Below are 16,538 nucleotides of genomic sequence, written 5' to 3'. Positions count from 1 at the left end.
TGGCGTCGATCCCCCTGCATCGAGCCGCCCTGGGCAATGAATGAGTACCGCCCCAGCGTGACCGGCCGTGCGGGCGCCGGTGTCCGCCGTCGCATGAGATGACTTTAGGATTCGCTTCCGGCGGACGCCCCTAGGCGTGGCCATCGTGAGAGGGTGGCTGTGAGACCGTACGGAGCCCAGACGTTTGCGCCGTGATTGCAGCGCGACGCGAGGAGACCAGTGCCACAGACAAACGAGGACTTCGACGCAACCGAAGCCGCACAGAACAACACAACCGAAGATGCACAGGCGGCCGCACCCGCACGCCGCCGCCGAGGCCGCCGCGTAGTCCGCGGAGCCGGCGCCGCCGACGCATCCGTGGAACTCAAGGTGGAGGAGCACGGCCCGCTCTTCGAAGAGCCGAAGATGAAGGTCCTGCCTACCGCCAAGCCGAAGGCCGCCATCACCGCCCAGCCCGACCACGACGACGCCGACGAAGACGAGCCGAAGCGCCCCACCCGTCGCCGCCGCACGGCCACCACCGACGACGCCCCCGCCACCACCCGTCGCCGCAGCCGCGCTGCTGCCGATGACGACGAAGATGCCCCCGCCCTGCGCCGCCGCCGCGGCTCTGCCGCGCACGCCGACGACGAGGACGACCAGCCTGCGCCGACCCGCCGTCGCCGTGCTTCCGCCCATGACGACGATGACGATGACCGTCCGTCCACCCGTCGCCGCAGCCGCACCGCGGTCGATGAGGACGCTCCCGCCCCGCGCCGCCGTCGCGGCCGCACCGCGCCGGCGCCGGACGACGACGAGCCCACCGCCCTCGAGCTCGAGGAGCGTGAGGAGGACGAGGCCCGTGTCGGTCGTCGTGGCGGCATGACGTCGCTGCTCTTCCAGGAGCCGGTGCTGCCGGCCCGCCTCGTCCATGACGACGAGGACAGCGACGATGACGAGGACGACCGTCCGCGCCGTCGCGGCCGCCACGCACGCCCGGAGGACGACGACCAGCCCGCGCCGACGCGCCGTCGCCGTGGCCGCAAGCGCGAGGATGACGACGAAGACACCACCAGCCGTTCCCGCTCCAAGGCCCACGCAGACGATGACGACGAAGACGAGCACGAGTCCCGTCATTCGCGCCGTCGGCTGAACGCGCAGGAGCGTCGCGCCGCCGCCGAGGTCGAGCAGATCGAGGAGGACCTCGTGCTCGACGACATCACCTACGCGCCGATCGATGACGCCATCGCGCGCGCGGCCGCCAAGCGTACGTCCGTGCATGACGACGACGAGGAGGACGACGGCCAGCAGCTGCGCACCCGTCGCCGCCGCCGTTCGCGCAAGTCCGAGGGAGAGCGCGAGAACGCGCAGGACGCCCGCGGCAAGCACGAACATGACGACGAGGAGGACGAGGAGACCACCGTCACGCGTCGCCGGCGCCGTCGCCGCGGCGGCAAGGGTTCCGAGGAGGAATCGAGCGCCGCGAAGGTCAACCGTTCGCGCAAGCAGCAGTACATCGACGAGATCACCGATGTGGAGGGCTCGACCCGCCTGGAGGCGAAGAAGCAGCGTCGCCGCGACAACCGCCGCGAACGCAGCCGCCAGAACCAGCTGCTCGAACAGGACTTCCTGGCGCGCCGCGAGAACGTGGACCGCCTCATGGTGGTCCGTCAGCGCGACCGTCACACGCAGATCTCCGTGCTCGAGGACAATGTGCTCGTGGAGCATTACGTCTCCGACATCCAGGAGGTGGCGACCGTGGGCAACATCTACCTCGGCCGCGTGCAGAACGTGCTGCCGAGCATGGAGGCCGCCTTCGTGGACATCGGCCAGGCGCGCAACGGCGTGCTCTACGCCGGCGAGGTCAACTGGGACTCCACCAGGCTGGAGGGCCAGCCGCGGCGCATCGAGCTGGCGTTCAAGTCCGGCGATCCGGTACTCGTGCAGGTGACGAAGGACCCGATCGGCCACAAGGGTGCCCGCCTGACCAGTCAGGTCACGCTGGCCGGCCGTTTCCTGGTGCTCGTGCCGTCCGGCGGCATGACCGGCGTGAGCCGCAAGCTCTCCAGCCGCGAACGTAGCCGCTTGAAGGGCATCGTGGGCAAGATCGCGCCGAAGGACATGGGCGTGATCATCCGCACCGCCGCCGAGGGGGCGAGCGAGGAGGCCATCACCAAGGACCTCGAGGCGCTCGTCAAGCAGTGGGAGCAGATCCAGTCCAAGTTCGAGGAGTTCCGCAACGGCAAGCGGCCGAAGCTGCTGCAGGGCGAGCCGGACATGGCGATCCGCGTGGTGCGCGACATCTTCAACGATGACTTCCGCAAGATGATCGTGGAGGGCGACGGCGTCTACCAGCGCATCGAGGAGTACCTCGAGCACATGGCGCCCGACCTGCGCGGCAAGCTGGAGAAGTGGGACCCGGCCGAGCACGAGGGCAAGGACGTGTTCGACAAGTGGCAGATCGACTCGCAGCTGCGCAAGGGCATGGAGCGGCAGGTGTACCTGCCGAGCGGCGGCTCGATCGTGATCGATCGCACCGAGGCCATGACGACCATCGACGTGAACACCGGCCGTTTCATCGGCAAGGGCAAGTCGCTCGAGGAGACGGTGACGCGCTGCAACCTGGAGGCGTCCGAGGAGATTGCCCGCCAGCTGAGGCTGCGTGACATCGGCGGCATGGTGATGATCGACTACGTGGACATGGTGATGCCCGCGAACCGCGACCTGGTGCTGCGCCGTCTGGTGGAGTGCCTGGCGCGCGACCGCACCAAGCACCAGGTGGCCGAAGTCACGTCGCTTGGCCTGGTGCAGATGACGCGCAAGCGCATCGGCCAGGGCCTGGTGGAGGCCTTCTCCGAGGAGTGCCCGACCTGCAAGGGCCGCGGCTTCATCGTGCACGACGAGCCCACCATCTCCCGTGACTTCGACGACCCTTACGCCCTCAAGGGCGGCGACCCCTTCATCAAGACCAACAAGCACGGCCACGGCACGGAAGTCCACGCGGTGAAGAACGCCCCGAAGGGTTCCTCCGCCGCCGTGAAGGCGAAGCTCGCGCAGATCGCCGCCGCCGCGGTCGCCGCCAACAACGCGGAGACCGAAGCCGAGGACGCCCTGAAGCAAGCTGAGGACCTGGAAGTGCAGATCGAGCACATCGAGGAGACACAGACCCCTGAGGAGGTCCAGGCCCCAGAGATTGAGGTGACCGAGGTGAAGGACCAGGAGCCTGAGTCCGAGTCGGAGACGGTCGAGGTGACCGAGACGGAGGCTGCGGACACCACCGAGTGAACTGACAAGAATTAATTCCTACAGAAATCTCTCGTTTGTTCGTGATATTTTCTAGGGCGGGCCGCCCTAGAAAATATCACGAACAAACGAGAGATTTCTGCTTTCGCATATGAATGCATACGCATACCGGGTTGGGATGCTTCCTCTACCGGTTCTTCCCTACACTCCTAACGATATGCAGCACAGACCCCTTCTTGAACGTAACCAACCGTGATGCCTTGCATCAGAATAAATCGTCATGGGAGCCGGTGCGTGTCAACACGAGTTGCAGTTGTTGCTTCTCGATGCGGTAGATTACCAACCAGTCACCTTCAAGATGAATCTCGCGGTATCCTTTCCAACCACCCACAAGTGCGTGGTCGCGGTATTGCGAGTTCGAGACTGCTCGATCCTGCGCCAGCAATGCTTCCACTGTCGCCTTCATTTTTTCGGGATCGTAATGCTTCTTGAGTAACGCCTTGAAATCTCGTTTGAACTGAGTGGTACGGAAGACGCTACTCAGCATCGAGCAAATCCTTCATGAGTGCATCTGCATCCGGGAAGGTCTCGCCTTCATGCATGGTTGCTTGCCGTCGAGCCTCCACGCTTGCCTGCGGTTCGTTGGTGATACGGAACGGCATGCCGTTATCACGAATGGATTGGCGTAGGAACACGTTGATGGCCGTGGAAAGATCCATGCCCATGGAAGCATACAGCTCGCGTGCTTCCTCTTTCACCGCACGGTCGGTCCGGAAGGTGATTGTGGTGGACTCACTCATCATTTTTCTCCTTGTACATACATCTGATGTCATTATACTGACATTACATTGTAAATCAATTTGGCAATCTGGACGCAGCAGCACTGAGAGAACCGCAGCCATAAGAGGGCTCCAGTGCCAGATATATTGCCTTTGATTCTTATGAGGTGTGGGTTAAGCGGGGGAGGGCAAGTATACCCATTGGAATGGCGCCGTTTTGGAGGGGTGTATCTGGGCCTGTTTCGCTTAACCTACACCTCATAAGCCCCAAACGACTCCACGGATGCCCCTCGATACCCGTCAAGCGCCCCTCTTGGCGTACTTTCCCGCTCTCCGCTTCCGTCTGGCAACCTGTTCCAGCGTCAATGGCTTCGGCAAGAGCCAATTGACGCCCGTGCGCTCCGCGATCAGTCTCGCCACCAACTCCGCCACGGTCTTCCGCCCCGACTCGGAAGCCATGCTTTCATTGACCACTTGCACGTAAGCCCATCCTGCCGACTCGATCCCCAACCTTCGCACGGAATCCTGCTCCCACTGTTCCGCATGGTGTCGCCCGTCGTATTCCGCACTCACCCTCGCGTCCTCAAACGCAAGATCCAGGAACACATGGCTCCCATCCTCCAATTCCAACGGCAGATTCACCACAGGCCTCGGCAGCCCATACCGCTCCAACGTCAGACGCAGGCGTGTCTCCATGGGCGAATCCGTGCCTTCCGCCATGAGCCGCAACGCCATGCGACACCTCCCGATGCCATGCGGCGCCCGACACCCGCCGCCGCGCTCGCGAACATGCCGCTCCACCCGACTGAGCATATCCTCGAACGATTCAAGCGTCACCCGCTCATGCAGGGTCTTGCGCTGCATCATCGCATCCCCGAGCACCACCAACTCCTCCAAACTGAGCCATCGCGCCATCATGAACCACGTGAATGGCACCGACGTACACGTCACTCCCGGCGCCACCTCCACTGTCTCGACCGGCACATTGCAGACGAAGTACGCCGCCCGATCCGCACCGAACCTCTTGCGCTGCCGCTGCCTGGAACAATGATCCTTGGGTTTGCATTCGCCCGGTCCGATGACGACCTGCAACAACTCGGCACCCAACCGAGACCCGACCGCACCGGAACCGCCATCCTCCAACCGGGGCTCGTACGAAACCCCCAACAACCTCAGCGCCGCACCCAATGCGAACACGCACGCCACGCGCCTGTGGCACCGTGCCTCCGCATCCAGGCACCGTTGCGCCGCCTCAATCGAACGTTGCCCCGCCTTGGTCAAGAGCAACATCTCCATTCCCAACATCTCGTCCTTCATGACGCAAGACCCTACCGTGCCTGCCCGCAGCGCGCCACCGACCCTTGTGAAAATGTGGATATGTGGATAACCTGACCGACACGAGACGACTTATCCCATTCCCCGGACCCCGGACGACCCCGATAAAGAGAGGAGCCGACTTATGAACAGCCGATATCAGCTCGGCAACGAGGACCTTGAAGACCGCTTCGACAACAACGAAGACGTCCTTCAGTATTTCGGCATGGACAGCGCGGTGGTGGACGACAACCCGCCGCTGGGCAAGCGCGCACACTGACGATGCTCGGCGAAGATCGCTGCAATACGGCTAGACGCAGCCTCGAATGCTTCAAAAGCGGCTCCTTCCTCCAGCAGGGCGTCCGCTGCCGCACGACACGCTCATGTTGTTTTTAACCCTGAAACCGTCTAAAATCCATAAAACTGATTTTTTAACTTGATTTTGAGTTTTTGCACGTCGGGAGCGCGTAATGGTGAGGTTGCTGGAGATATCCCTGCACAACGTGAAGAATGTCGAGCATGGTGTTGTGCGATTCAAGGAAACGCCGGCTGGCGGCAGCATAACCGGCATCTACGGTCCCAATGGATCCGGCAAGACCGCCGTGGTCAACGCGCTGCAGCTGTTGAAGAACACCTGTATGGGTGATGAACTGCCAGCCGGCGCATCCGAGTGGGTCATGGCCGGTTGTGACCGGTCCGTTGTCGGAGCGGTCTTTGCCTTGGAAAATGCCGACGCAGAGAAGTTCTATCTACGCTACGAAGTCGAATATGCGCCGGGGGAGACTTCTCTGCAAATCGCCTCCGAAAAAGTGTGGCTCGGCAAGACCCGCAAGCGATTGGGCGTGCCGGTAGTGGAGACCAAATACGGCGACGCCCATGACCTCGCCTTGGCTCCCGAATACGTCTGGCGCAGCGTTGCCGCCACTGACAGAGTCTTGCGCGATGAACTCCTGCTGTCGCAGCGTGAGGCCCGTCGTGATGGTCGTTCCCTACTGTTCTCCCGCCCCTTCCTACACGATGTCGCGGAAGCAGTACGCAACCCCAAGCGGCCACTGTCGCGCGCTGCCCAGACGGCGATGACGAAACATGGCGACTTGCTATTCGACGGGCTGCATCAGCTTCGCGACTACGCGTCCAATGACCTGTTCATCCTGACCACTGACCGCAATGCCGTAGTAAGTTACCAGGCGATGCCGCTGGCGGCACGACGCGACAACGGCCATTACGACGACCGCATCCTGCCGCTGACCCAGGCCAATGCACTGACACGGGAGGACTATGAGTGCCTGCAGCGCAATGTCGACGTGTTCAACCAAATCCTGCCTACGGTCATCCCCGGACTGACCATAGAGCTGAGGGAACTGGGATCTCTTTTGCTTGATGACGGCAGCGTCGCTGTACGGTCTGAAGCGATGAGCGTGCGCGATGGCAGACGTATTCCTTTGCGTAATGAATCCGAGGGCGTGCTGCGGATTATCGGTATGCTCAATTACCTGATCCGCGTCTACAATGACGCCGATGCGTGTGTAGTGATCGACGAATTCGACAACGGTCTCTTCGAATATCTGCTCGGAGAGCTGTTGCACCTGTTCCAGCAGCATGCACGAGGGCAGCTGATTTTCACCGCGCATAATCTACGTGCGTTGGAACGGCTCGGGGTCACGGACCGCATCGTGCTCACTACGCTGGACCCCGACCAGCGCTTCGTGCCGTTCAAGTCCATCAGTCATACCAGCAATGGGCGCAAGATCTATCTTGAGGCGTTGGCGACCGGCGGTGGAACTGTTCCGCTGTACCGGTTCCTTCAACCGCAGCTCATGGGCGCGGAGTTCACGTTGGCCGGGTACTCAGATGATGACTTGGATATACGTATCAATGATGCCGTGGATGCATTGTTGGCGGGCGCCGGGTCGGAGGCTCGATGAGCAAGTCCAGTCCCAACATAGTGCTCATGCTGGTGGAAGGCGAGAGTGATTCCACGTTGCTGGTGCCATCATTTCAGGCGCTTTTTGATGAACGTGACGCAACGCCTGAGATGCGTGCGCCAAAAGGGTGGCGTGTATGGGGTAGTGAGTTCCGCTGCAACGTAGCAACCTTGTCCATGTTTCCGCAAAACGCACGCAACGCGGGATTGCTCGTGAACGCGGACGTGCGTGCGGTTGTCCGTGACAGGGTCAAGAGCTATATCCTTGATTCGGACATACGCAAGCGAAGCTATGCATATGTAGTGCAGGTTATCGATTTGGATGGAGCCTTTATTCCGGACGGGCAAGTGCTCCAAGGCAGCCATGACAAAGTAGAATACAGCGATACGACGATTGCCGTTCGCAACCCTGAGTGCCAGCGCAAGATTATGCATGCCAAACGAGATGCCATACGGTCGCTGATGGGCTTGGAATCGGTTGAAGGCATCCCGTACCGACTGTTTTATGTCTCACGCAATTTGGAACATGCTTTCCTTGGCGATGCGCATGATTTCGAGACTGCGCAGAAACAGATAAATGCCGCAAAGCTTGCGGTTCGTTTTAGCAATAGCCCGCAGGAGTTCCAACGAATACTGGACGCTCTTTACGTGATGCACGGCGGAGACCGACAACTTGAAGATGACGGTGATTCCTGGTACCGATCGTGGAAATACGTTATGGAGCAACCGGCCGCCTCCCTGGGCCGGGGCTCCAACCTTGCGATGCTTCCGAAGTTCGTGGTTCCCCGCTGACGAGATCGTTCCGATGCCCGTAACGGCTTTCCTCCCATCTGAACGCATAGGTGTCCAGGGACGGGAGGCTGACGAATATGATTCATGTTCGTCAGCCTCCACCACACTAACATTTGAAACACCATCGCGCACACTGACGACACCCGTACTCACCCGCATACCGCCCAATACAAGTGATAGGCCAGCACTACTGCTGGCCTATCACTTAACAACAGGGACCTGCACCGCCATGCGGCGGGTTGTGATGCAAGTACCTGACGGCCATTATAAACAAATGCGTGGCTCAAGCCATTGCCGAAGACCTTGAAACTGCTGGCACGCCAAGCTGCCACGAACATTTGGCGCTCGCCGGACCCATGTATTGCCGTGCGCGGTCTGCCTGCTCGCCGTGCTGAGCCGTTCCCCTGACCTTCCGCGCAACTCATGCGTGAAAAGCCAGACAAGTGACGATCTCCCGCATACTGGCGGACGCGATATCAAGCGTGCTGACGATTGGGCCGACCAACCCCCAGGCAACACGCTCGACCGATGGTCCCGCATTTGCCTATTTGAGACCCGTACTTACCCGCATACCGCCCAACATAAGCAAGAAGGCCAACACTACTGCCGGCCTCTCGCTTGACGATTGGAACCCGCACCACCGAAGCGGATTGCACTGCGGGTCACACCAGTGCCACTATACCCTGTGCAGAGCTCACCACCCCCACCAAACCCACGCCGCAACCCAAACCACGGCCACCACTCCCGCCAGCACCACTCTCCACCCCGACGCCTTCCTTGCCGGCGCCGGCGCCCCGGGCTCGCGCACCATATACAGCACCGCCTCGCACACCAGGAACAGCACCACCCCGACCCCGACCGCACCCCACCACAGCCCCCAGTCATGCTTCATCAGCATCCGCACGCCTTCGGCCACCACATACGCCACCACGATGATCGCCGTGATCACATGATTGCTGACCTTCCCCATCCCGCGCTGCTCCGCCGGCACCGCATTCCCTTTGATGACCGCCCTGATGATCTCCTTCATCCCGACTCCTTCCCGAAGCAGTCCCGACCGCATTCCGGCCTCCCGCTTCCCGATTCACCCGACGACGCTGCCGCCGTCCCGTGCCATCCGACCAGCGCGAGCACCGTACCGACGACGAAGAACGCACACGTCCAGACGGCTGCCGCCCATCCATACCGCTGTGTCCCGTTCATGCCCATCACCTCCGGCAAAAGCATCGTGCGCCGTTGTCCCGCCACCGTCGGCGTCCGGCACACTGACCTGCCGACAGCATAGGCCACTGACGACTGTCCCCGTAAGACAATCGTGTGTCCTGTCGTGAACTGACCGATGGCGACTTTGCCCGCAGCTGAGCGGCCGACGTGGCGATCCGCCGTTTCCGCCGCACCGTTGCCTGCCACTGTCCGAAGGAAACCGCCGATGGGTTGAATACGCTCGCAACGTGTGAAGGAGACGTGAAGAGCGACGACGGCATCGACGACGAGCTTATGCCGATGAATTAGGCATTTTGAGCGAGGATGACGGCAGTGCATCCGGTGCCGACTTTTGAGACATATCTGGCAGAAGTGTGTGGACATTGTGCAGAATTGGGGAGAAATGATGGTGGTGCTGCTGTATCCATTGAATCGACGTGATGCATATGGTTGAATGGTTCGGCAAGTACTTGCGACGGTATATTCCGTGCGGTTTCAGCCGATGCGAAACGCCGACGGAACCTAGTGATTCTAGGGACTGAAGGCTTTCAGTTGACTGTTGCCTGTGTGGAATATTTCCGCCGTGAGTAAAATAAGTGACTAATGCAGTCAAAGCGATAAGCGAACAGGGAGGTCGTGTCGAGCACACGTGGCGCAGATGCAAAGGGTTGCACGTAGGAGCGCACACACCGTGAACCACGATCTCAGGGAACGATTCGCGATGACCACCCGATTGTGCGTTGGAGAGAACCAATAAGGGGAGAGACCTATGACTGAACGCATTCAGAGCCACGGGCAGCCATCAAAGGTGCGCCCGCGGCTCTTCGCTATGTTTACGGCGCTGACCATGATGGTCGTATGTGCCATACCATCTCTGCTACCCTTCGAGGCCTATGCAGACGGCGAGTTGGCTGATGGTGCCATCTGCATTCCACAAGACAGGCCGCTGGGAGACGATACGACGGATTCCACCACGGACGACAGTGTCGCTACCTGGGTCGGTCAAGATATGTATATCGGCTCGCCTTCCACTACTGGGGGTGCTACGGCAGCTTATGGTCAAAACGGACAGACCCCGGGTCAGTCGTACGCTGTTGAAGCGGAAGGCCTAACGGTGGTTGGCGGCCGTCTGGCCATCAATAGCATCAAGAATTCCTGGGGTGCGAACTATGGCTCCGACGGCAAGGCGTACAGCGGCCGTGGTTTCCGCTTCGGCATCGTCGGTTTCGGCGGCCAGGTCCGTCCGGACAGCGGTGACGCACTGATCGTTGCCGGTTCCGATTCTTCCCAGATGTCCCGCATGACCGACAGGGATGGCAAGGCCGTCAATGTGCTCGGCTGGAACGATGCCGCACCCCTCGGCCGTGGCCGTGGCTGGCTGGGAGCCTTGCAAACCGGTGAACCTGCATATACGGCGAAAATCGCCGGTAATCAAAGTGCCGCCATGGGCTTGAAAGACAAGACTCCCGGTATCGACTATCCTGGCGGTTCGAATTCCTGGACGTCTGTCTACGACTGGAGCAACGGCAACAGCGTTGCCTATGGTGTCAACAACCCGCTGTCGTCGGTCAACATCAACGGGACAACGACTGACCTCACCAATTTCGGCACGACAACCGTCACTGCCCAGTCGAACGAACTGTATGCGATGGAAGCCACCGGTACCGTAACGGCCTCCAGCAGCTACCAAGGCGACTACAAGCGTACGAAGTACAACTCCGGTAAAGAGGGTGTAGAAGGTGAAAACGGCGGGACGAAGATTCTGAACCGGACCATCATTGAAGCCACCTTCAATGTGAACGAACGCGTGCTGCGGTTCACTGGTGACGGTGAGAGCATGCTGCAGGTATTCAAGATCAAGGCATCTGATCTGAACAATAATGGCTACAGCGGCACTTCCTTCGCTTTCGAGAAGATTCCCAACGGAGCCTCTGTGGTCATCAACGTCGAAGGCGGGAACGTCGACTTCCACAACGGCTGGCGTTTTTGGTGGGCCGGCGCGAATGAGCTGGGTGGCGACTGGTCCAAGTATGAGATCGGCAACGGATACGCGAATGAGCTCAATACAACCGAATATCAGCGAAACGCATACGTGACCGCCTCCAAGGCCATCATGTGGAACTTCAACGAGGCTACCTCCGTAACCATCCGTGGCGGTCAGGCCACCAGTGCTCAGGTGACTGCCAAGAAGCAGTATAGGTGGGATAACGGCGGAAGCTGGTACGACGGTGATACTACTTATCCCAAGCGTGACTACAGCAGCATTGCCACTGTCAATGACGATCCCGCCGCTGCCATGCTTGGCTCCATCACGGTGCCGAACGGTACCTTTGACGATCACGTGACCACCAACGGCCGCGTGTGGGTCGGTGGCAACTTCTACATGAACAACCCCACGAAGGCGTACACCTTCGGCGACGGTGTGAGCGAAGGCGATTCCTCCTCCATCATCGACATGGACCAGGAGCGCCATAACCTGCAGTGGGCGGCAATAGTCAAGACCAACTGCCCCACCATTGGCTGGCAGAAGGTCGATGCTGCTGGAAATCCCATCGCTGTTGGGACGAATGACACCAAGGCATCTTTCCGGGTTTACGGCTCGCTGGATGCGGCTACTAGTGCGACCGGAACTCCGCTCCTGACGGTTACGGATAACCAGAACCTGGTCGATCAGGATCAGACGCAGGGCGTGTTCAAGATCCAGAATCTGAAGAAGAATGCAACCTATTACATCAAGGAAGTCGGTGCCCCTACGGGTTACCAGCGAAGTGAGAACATCTACCGTATCATTACGGGAGATGACGATGCTGCCCATTACGCCAAGATCGACAAGGTATACAACGCCCAAGGTGTTGAAATCACTTCCCCTGCGAACAAGAACCTGTCTGGCGAATCCGGAATCGTGAACAATCCGAGTGGCGCAGCTGTTGAGTGGGGCAAGCGAGCGGAAGGTGATGATGAATCGCCGACCGGTCTTGCGGGCTCCGAGTGGGAGCTTACGCAGACAAGTGCCACGCCGAACCAGAAGTGGACCATCACGGATAACACGGCTGCGGTGACGGGCGTGCAGATCCTGCGGAATGGGCAGGTAGTGACGGGCTCGATTAACTTGGAAACCAATCAGCAGGTTGAACTGACTGCCCAGGTGCTTCCCTCGGATGCTGTGCAGGACGTGGAGTGGAGCTCGTCGTCGTCCATGGTGAGTGTCGACAAAGGCGTAGTCACTGTTCTGCGCAATGCAAACGATGGTGAAGATTCTACTGTCACTATCACTGCTGCTTCTGTGTCTGACCCCACGAAGAAGGCCACCGTTACCATCGTCTGCACGCCAATCACGGTGAACTCAGTCACTATCAAGCCTTCAGGCCCCATTTCCATGAAACAGGGCGACACTCAGAAGCTCTCGGTGACGACTGATCCAGCGGGCTTGAGCGCCAGTTGGGAATCGTCCAATGCCGATGTCGTTTCCGTGAGTGAAGATGGAACGCTGACTGCCCTGAAAGCGGGTACTGCTATTATCACCGCAAAGTCTGGTGACAAGCAGGACACCGTCACCGTTACGGTCACTCAGCCTGTGGAACGTACTTCTACGGATGTGTACGTGAAATGGACGGATCGTGGTCAGGCAAAGCTGTACTACTGGAACGATACTGAGAATAACAATCCCTTCCCGGGTACCGCTATGTCCAAGGTGAATTGTGGCAGCGATTCTTGGTATAAGTTCACTGTGCCATTGACTGGTAATTTCCAAATCATCGTCACGGGTAACAATGATGGTGATAAGTATCATGCTAATGGCAACCCCGGTGTAACGGATATACCGATTCCTGGCACTGAGTCGAGCTATTACATCAATGGCTGGTATGCGGATGTGAAGGAAGGCGCGCCTTCTGGATGCTCTGTATCCGCGCGTTCGTCTGCACCGGTTCGCACGGTTCAGTCCAATGACGAGACTCAAGCAGTGGCGGAGCTTTCGGATGAAGTTGCATTGGCTGATGGCGCTGCTACGCCTAGCGGTCCTCACGATGTGAACCAAGCCGTGGGCCTCTTCAAGGTCACGGACCTGGCCGACGGCACGTACACCCTCCAGGAGACCGTAGCTCCGGCTGGCTTCTTCCTGAATCCTACCGTCTATGAGTTCAAGATCAGCGGTGGAAACGTAACCTGGACTACAGGCAAATCGCCCGCTATGGTAAACGGTTTCCCGTGGATCTCCGACGTTCCGACTGAGTTCGGCTTCGCCAAGCTTGACGGTGGATACGACAACGAACATCCCACGACCAATCCGCTGGCTGGCTCCACTTGGGAGCTCGAAGAATTCGACGCAACTGCGAAGCAGTACAAGCATCATTCGGACGTCGTGGATTGCGTCGCCGAGTCTGCGGACAAGTGCACCGGTGCGGATACCGATCATCGTGGAGGCCAGTTCAAGCTGGAGAAGCTCGGTATTGGCAAGTACCGCCTGCATGAGACTGCTGCTCCGGCAGGGTATGAGCTTGATGAGGATTCGTACTACTACTTCGTGCACGATACCGCTCCTACCGAGGGCTCTCCGGTTACGTGGGCCAAGGCCACCAAGAACCATGATGACAAGGGCACGCCAACCGAAATCACAACCGTTCAGTCTGTCGGCAACTACGTCAACTTCGCGTACAACTTCCGCAAGACTGGCTCGGTGAACTGGGTCAAGGTCGAGGAAGGCAATACCGGGAAGGTTCTGGCTGGTTCCGAGTGGAAGCTCGAGCGCAGGGACGGCGACACGTGGACGGCGATTGATCCGACGACCATCACGGACTGCACCGATACGTGTGACGCTAATGGTGACCAGGATAAGGAAACCGGCCGCTTCGAGATCACGAAGCTGCAGTGGGGCGAGTATCGCCTCACCGAGACCAAGGCGCCGGATGGCTACAACCTGTCGGACAAGACCTACACCTTCACCATTGATGCCAGCCATCTCACAGGCATCAAGATTCAGGTGGATGGCAAGGATCTGTCGGACGGCAACCTGATCGAGAACACCCCCGGCGTCATCCTCCCGGAGACGGGCGGACCGGGCGTCAACATGGGGCTCGTCTACCTCGGCGTTGTCCTGGTGGGCATCGCGATGATGGGCTGCGGCATCGCACTGTGCAAGCAGGCGTAGCCTGGCACATCCCTGAGCGTGGGTGGTTCCGGCCTGCTCCGTGGCCGGAACCACCCGTCCCCACCACTGCATGGAAGGAGGGTTTCGTCGGATTCCAGGGTCTGTCGCATCCATGCGTCCGACCTTTCCCCACACACCTTGAGCAATCTCATGGAGGTGTTGTGAAAGGTATGCCCGGGGTCTTCCCCTTCCGATTGCCATGGCATATGCTCTTAACCATAAGGTTCCGATAGGGAACGAAAAACCTTGGTGAGTTAACTGGGGTTTGCAAATAAAACGTAATGATGATTGAATACTTGTAAATTTACGTATACGATTATCTGACAGGCGACCAGACAACTGAATGCATCTTGTTGTTTTTTCAAGCAACACTCCGGTTCTTGCAACTCGAGTTGCGCTGACGGTGCAAACCGTGCTACGCTGTGGGATGCAGAAGCACAGGTGCTCTGCCTGGTGACGAATCCCAGCCGTTGGGAGCGTCTACAACTCAAGATTTGGTTCCGTCGATATCGGTTTGGATCTGCGGTGCCACCCTCCACTTCAAACTCCAAGTTTGAGTACGGGGATAACAAAAAAGATTACCTTATAAATCCAAGCGATTTATAAGGTAACCAATTGAAGGAGATAAATATGAAGAAGGTTTGGAAGGCTGGCATTTCCGGCCTCGCTGCCCTCTCGCTGCCCTCTCGCTGGGTCTCGCCGGCTTCGGCGCCGTTGCCGGTGCCGCCTACGCGACCGTTGCCGACAAGGCGACCGTCACCATCAGCAATTACCAGGCTGGCGATCAGCTGACTGCCTACCGTATTCTCAACATCGAGTCCGAGGATGAGGGTAAGTTCGTTTATTCCGTGTACGCAACCAACAAGGATGCTCTTAAGGCAGGCCTCGTGGGCATTGGGGCAACTGTGGCAGACGATGCTACGGATGCCGATCTCATCAAGCTTGTTCTTGACAATCTAACGGACACGAATGTCGAGACTTTTGCCAAGGCGTTCATTGCTGCTTCTCCGACGGCGGAAGCGGACACTATTGGTGCCACTGGTGATGTCACCCAGGGCTACTACCTCTTCGCGCACACTACTATCGGAACTGATAGCAGGGATACCCGTTCCCGCTACATGGTGGATACCGTTGGTGCGGAAGGCCTCACGATCACGCTGAAGAACGGTACTGTCACCCTGGAAAAGAAGGTCCAGGACAATGGCGACCCCAACGCCCCCGAGGGGCAGGGCAACGGAGAGTGGAACGATTCGGCTGACTGGGCTCTTGGCGACACCGTTCCCTTCCAGCTGACCGGTACTCTGCCCGCTGAGTACGACGAATACGAGACGTACTTCTACTCCTTCAACGATACGTTGGATGCAGGTCTGACCTTTGACAAGTCGTCCGTCAATGTCATGAGCGGCGATGCTGATCTTACCTCCTGCTTCACGGTTACCGAGGGTTCCCCGATCACCATTGCCACTGAGGATCTGAAGGCCTGCGATACAGCTGGTGCCCTGACCTCCAATAGCGAGATCGTGGTCACTTACAACGCTACGCTCAACGAGAATGCCGTGATTGGCACCGGCGGCAACTGGAACAAGGCGAACCTGACCTTCTCGAACAACCCCTACCAGCAGAGTGACGGCGACAAGGGCACCACTCCGACCGACCAGGTCGTGGTCTTCACTTGGAATTTCGACGGTACCAAGACCTTCGATATCACTCCGAACGACAACGATCTGCCGGTCTTCAAACTGACCAACAACAGCACCGGCAAGGTCTATGAGAATCTGACGGTTACCAAGCAGGGAGACGCCTACAAGTTCGGCGTTGACCGCATCGATGCCGGTAACTACACCCTTGAGGAAACCTACACCCCTGCAGGCTTCACCAAGGCTGATAACGTCACCTTCGACATTGTTGCCAACCACGATGTTACGTCGGATCAGCCGACCGCTACCCTTACGGTCACCGGTGCGACCCTGAACGGGACCGGTGCTGCTACCACCATCCTCAACAAGGGTGGTAGCAAGCTCCCCGAGACCGGTGGCATGGGCACCACCATCCTCTACACCGTGGGTGGCGCGATCGTCCTGATGGCCGGCATCGGTCTCGCGGTGGCCCTGCGCCGTCGCCAGGCCTGAGCCTCGCTCAGACAAACCAAAAACAACAA

At 59.1% G+C, this 16,538-nt stretch carries 10 protein-coding genes; 6 read left to right on the top strand and 4 right to left on the bottom strand.

The window, feature by feature from the left end:
* The first annotated feature begins 219 nt into the window (after window positions 1–219).
* On the top strand, window positions 220–3,264 hold the full coding sequence (locus BCUN_RS05980; RefSeq protein WP_156100131.1) for an Rne/Rng family ribonuclease: 3,045 nt from the start codon (window positions 220–222) through the stop codon (window positions 3,262–3,264).
* Between the two features lie 223 nt (window positions 3,265–3,487).
* Here the strand turns inward: BCUN_RS05980 and BCUN_RS05975 are convergent, their stop codons facing one another.
* The 3 genes from BCUN_RS05975 to BCUN_RS05965 form a co-directional block, all read right to left on the bottom strand.
* The gene (locus BCUN_RS05975; RefSeq protein ID WP_033516254.1) at window positions 3,488–3,769 is read right to left on the bottom strand and encodes a type II toxin-antitoxin system RelE/ParE family toxin; all 282 of its coding nucleotides are present in this window, start codon (window positions 3,767–3,769) and stop codon (window positions 3,488–3,490) included.
* On the bottom strand, window positions 3,759–4,022 hold the full coding sequence (locus BCUN_RS05970; RefSeq protein ID WP_051920869.1) for a type II toxin-antitoxin system RelB/DinJ family antitoxin: 264 nt from the start codon (window positions 4,020–4,022) through the stop codon (window positions 3,759–3,761). The genes BCUN_RS05975 and BCUN_RS05970 overlap by 11 nt, the downstream gene beginning before the upstream one ends.
* Window positions 4,023–4,301: 279 nt before the next feature.
* Window positions 4,302–5,318: a DUF559 domain-containing protein gene (locus BCUN_RS05965; RefSeq protein ID WP_051920862.1), complete on the bottom strand. Its 1,017-nt coding sequence runs from the start codon at window positions 5,316–5,318 to the stop codon at window positions 4,302–4,304.
* Between the two features lie 142 nt (window positions 5,319–5,460).
* Here BCUN_RS05965 and BCUN_RS12905 point away from each other — a divergent pair, with 142 nt between their 5' ends.
* The 3 genes from BCUN_RS12905 to BCUN_RS05955 all read left to right on the top strand — a co-directional run bounded on the left by BCUN_RS12905 (window position 5,461) and on the right by BCUN_RS05955 (window position 8,031).
* The gene (locus tag BCUN_RS12905; protein ID WP_274518380.1) at window positions 5,461–5,595 is read left to right on the top strand and encodes a hypothetical protein; all 135 of its coding nucleotides are present in this window, start codon (window positions 5,461–5,463) and stop codon (window positions 5,593–5,595) included.
* A 190-nt stretch (window positions 5,596–5,785) separates the two neighbouring features.
* On the top strand, window positions 5,786–7,240 hold the full coding sequence (locus BCUN_RS05960; protein ID WP_033516252.1) for an AAA family ATPase: 1,455 nt from the start codon (window positions 5,786–5,788) through the stop codon (window positions 7,238–7,240).
* Window positions 7,237–8,031, top strand: a complete 795-nt coding sequence (locus BCUN_RS05955; RefSeq protein WP_033516251.1) for a hypothetical protein — start codon at window positions 7,237–7,239, stop codon at window positions 8,029–8,031. Before BCUN_RS05960 ends, BCUN_RS05955 begins: the two co-directional genes overlap by 4 nt.
* Before the next feature lie 694 nt (window positions 8,032–8,725).
* Here the strand turns inward: BCUN_RS05955 and BCUN_RS05950 are convergent.
* The gene (locus BCUN_RS05950; RefSeq protein WP_033516250.1) at window positions 8,726–9,061 is read right to left on the bottom strand and encodes a hypothetical protein; all 336 of its coding nucleotides are present in this window, start codon (window positions 9,059–9,061) and stop codon (window positions 8,726–8,728) included.
* Window positions 9,062–10,003: 942 nt separating this feature from the next.
* Between BCUN_RS05950 and BCUN_RS05945 the strand changes: the two genes are divergently transcribed.
* A complete protein-coding gene (locus BCUN_RS05945; protein ID WP_034258476.1) occupies window positions 10,004–14,380 on the top strand; it encodes a SpaA isopeptide-forming pilin-related protein in 4,377 nt (1,458 codons plus the stop codon).
* Between the two features lie 641 nt (window positions 14,381–15,021).
* Window positions 15,022–16,509 (top strand): isopeptide-forming domain-containing fimbrial protein, encoded by a 1,488-nt coding sequence (locus tag BCUN_RS05940; RefSeq protein WP_051920861.1) that lies wholly within the window; start codon window positions 15,022–15,024, stop codon window positions 16,507–16,509.
* The last annotated feature ends 29 nt before the right edge of the window (window positions 16,510–16,538 follow it).

The organism is Bifidobacterium cuniculi (assembly GCF_000741575.1).
GTDB lineage: Bacteria > Actinomycetota > Actinomycetes > Actinomycetales > Bifidobacteriaceae > Bifidobacterium > Bifidobacterium cuniculi.
The sequence above is the reverse complement of the archived record's forward strand: the minus strand, read 5'-3'. Positions and strand labels throughout refer to the sequence as shown.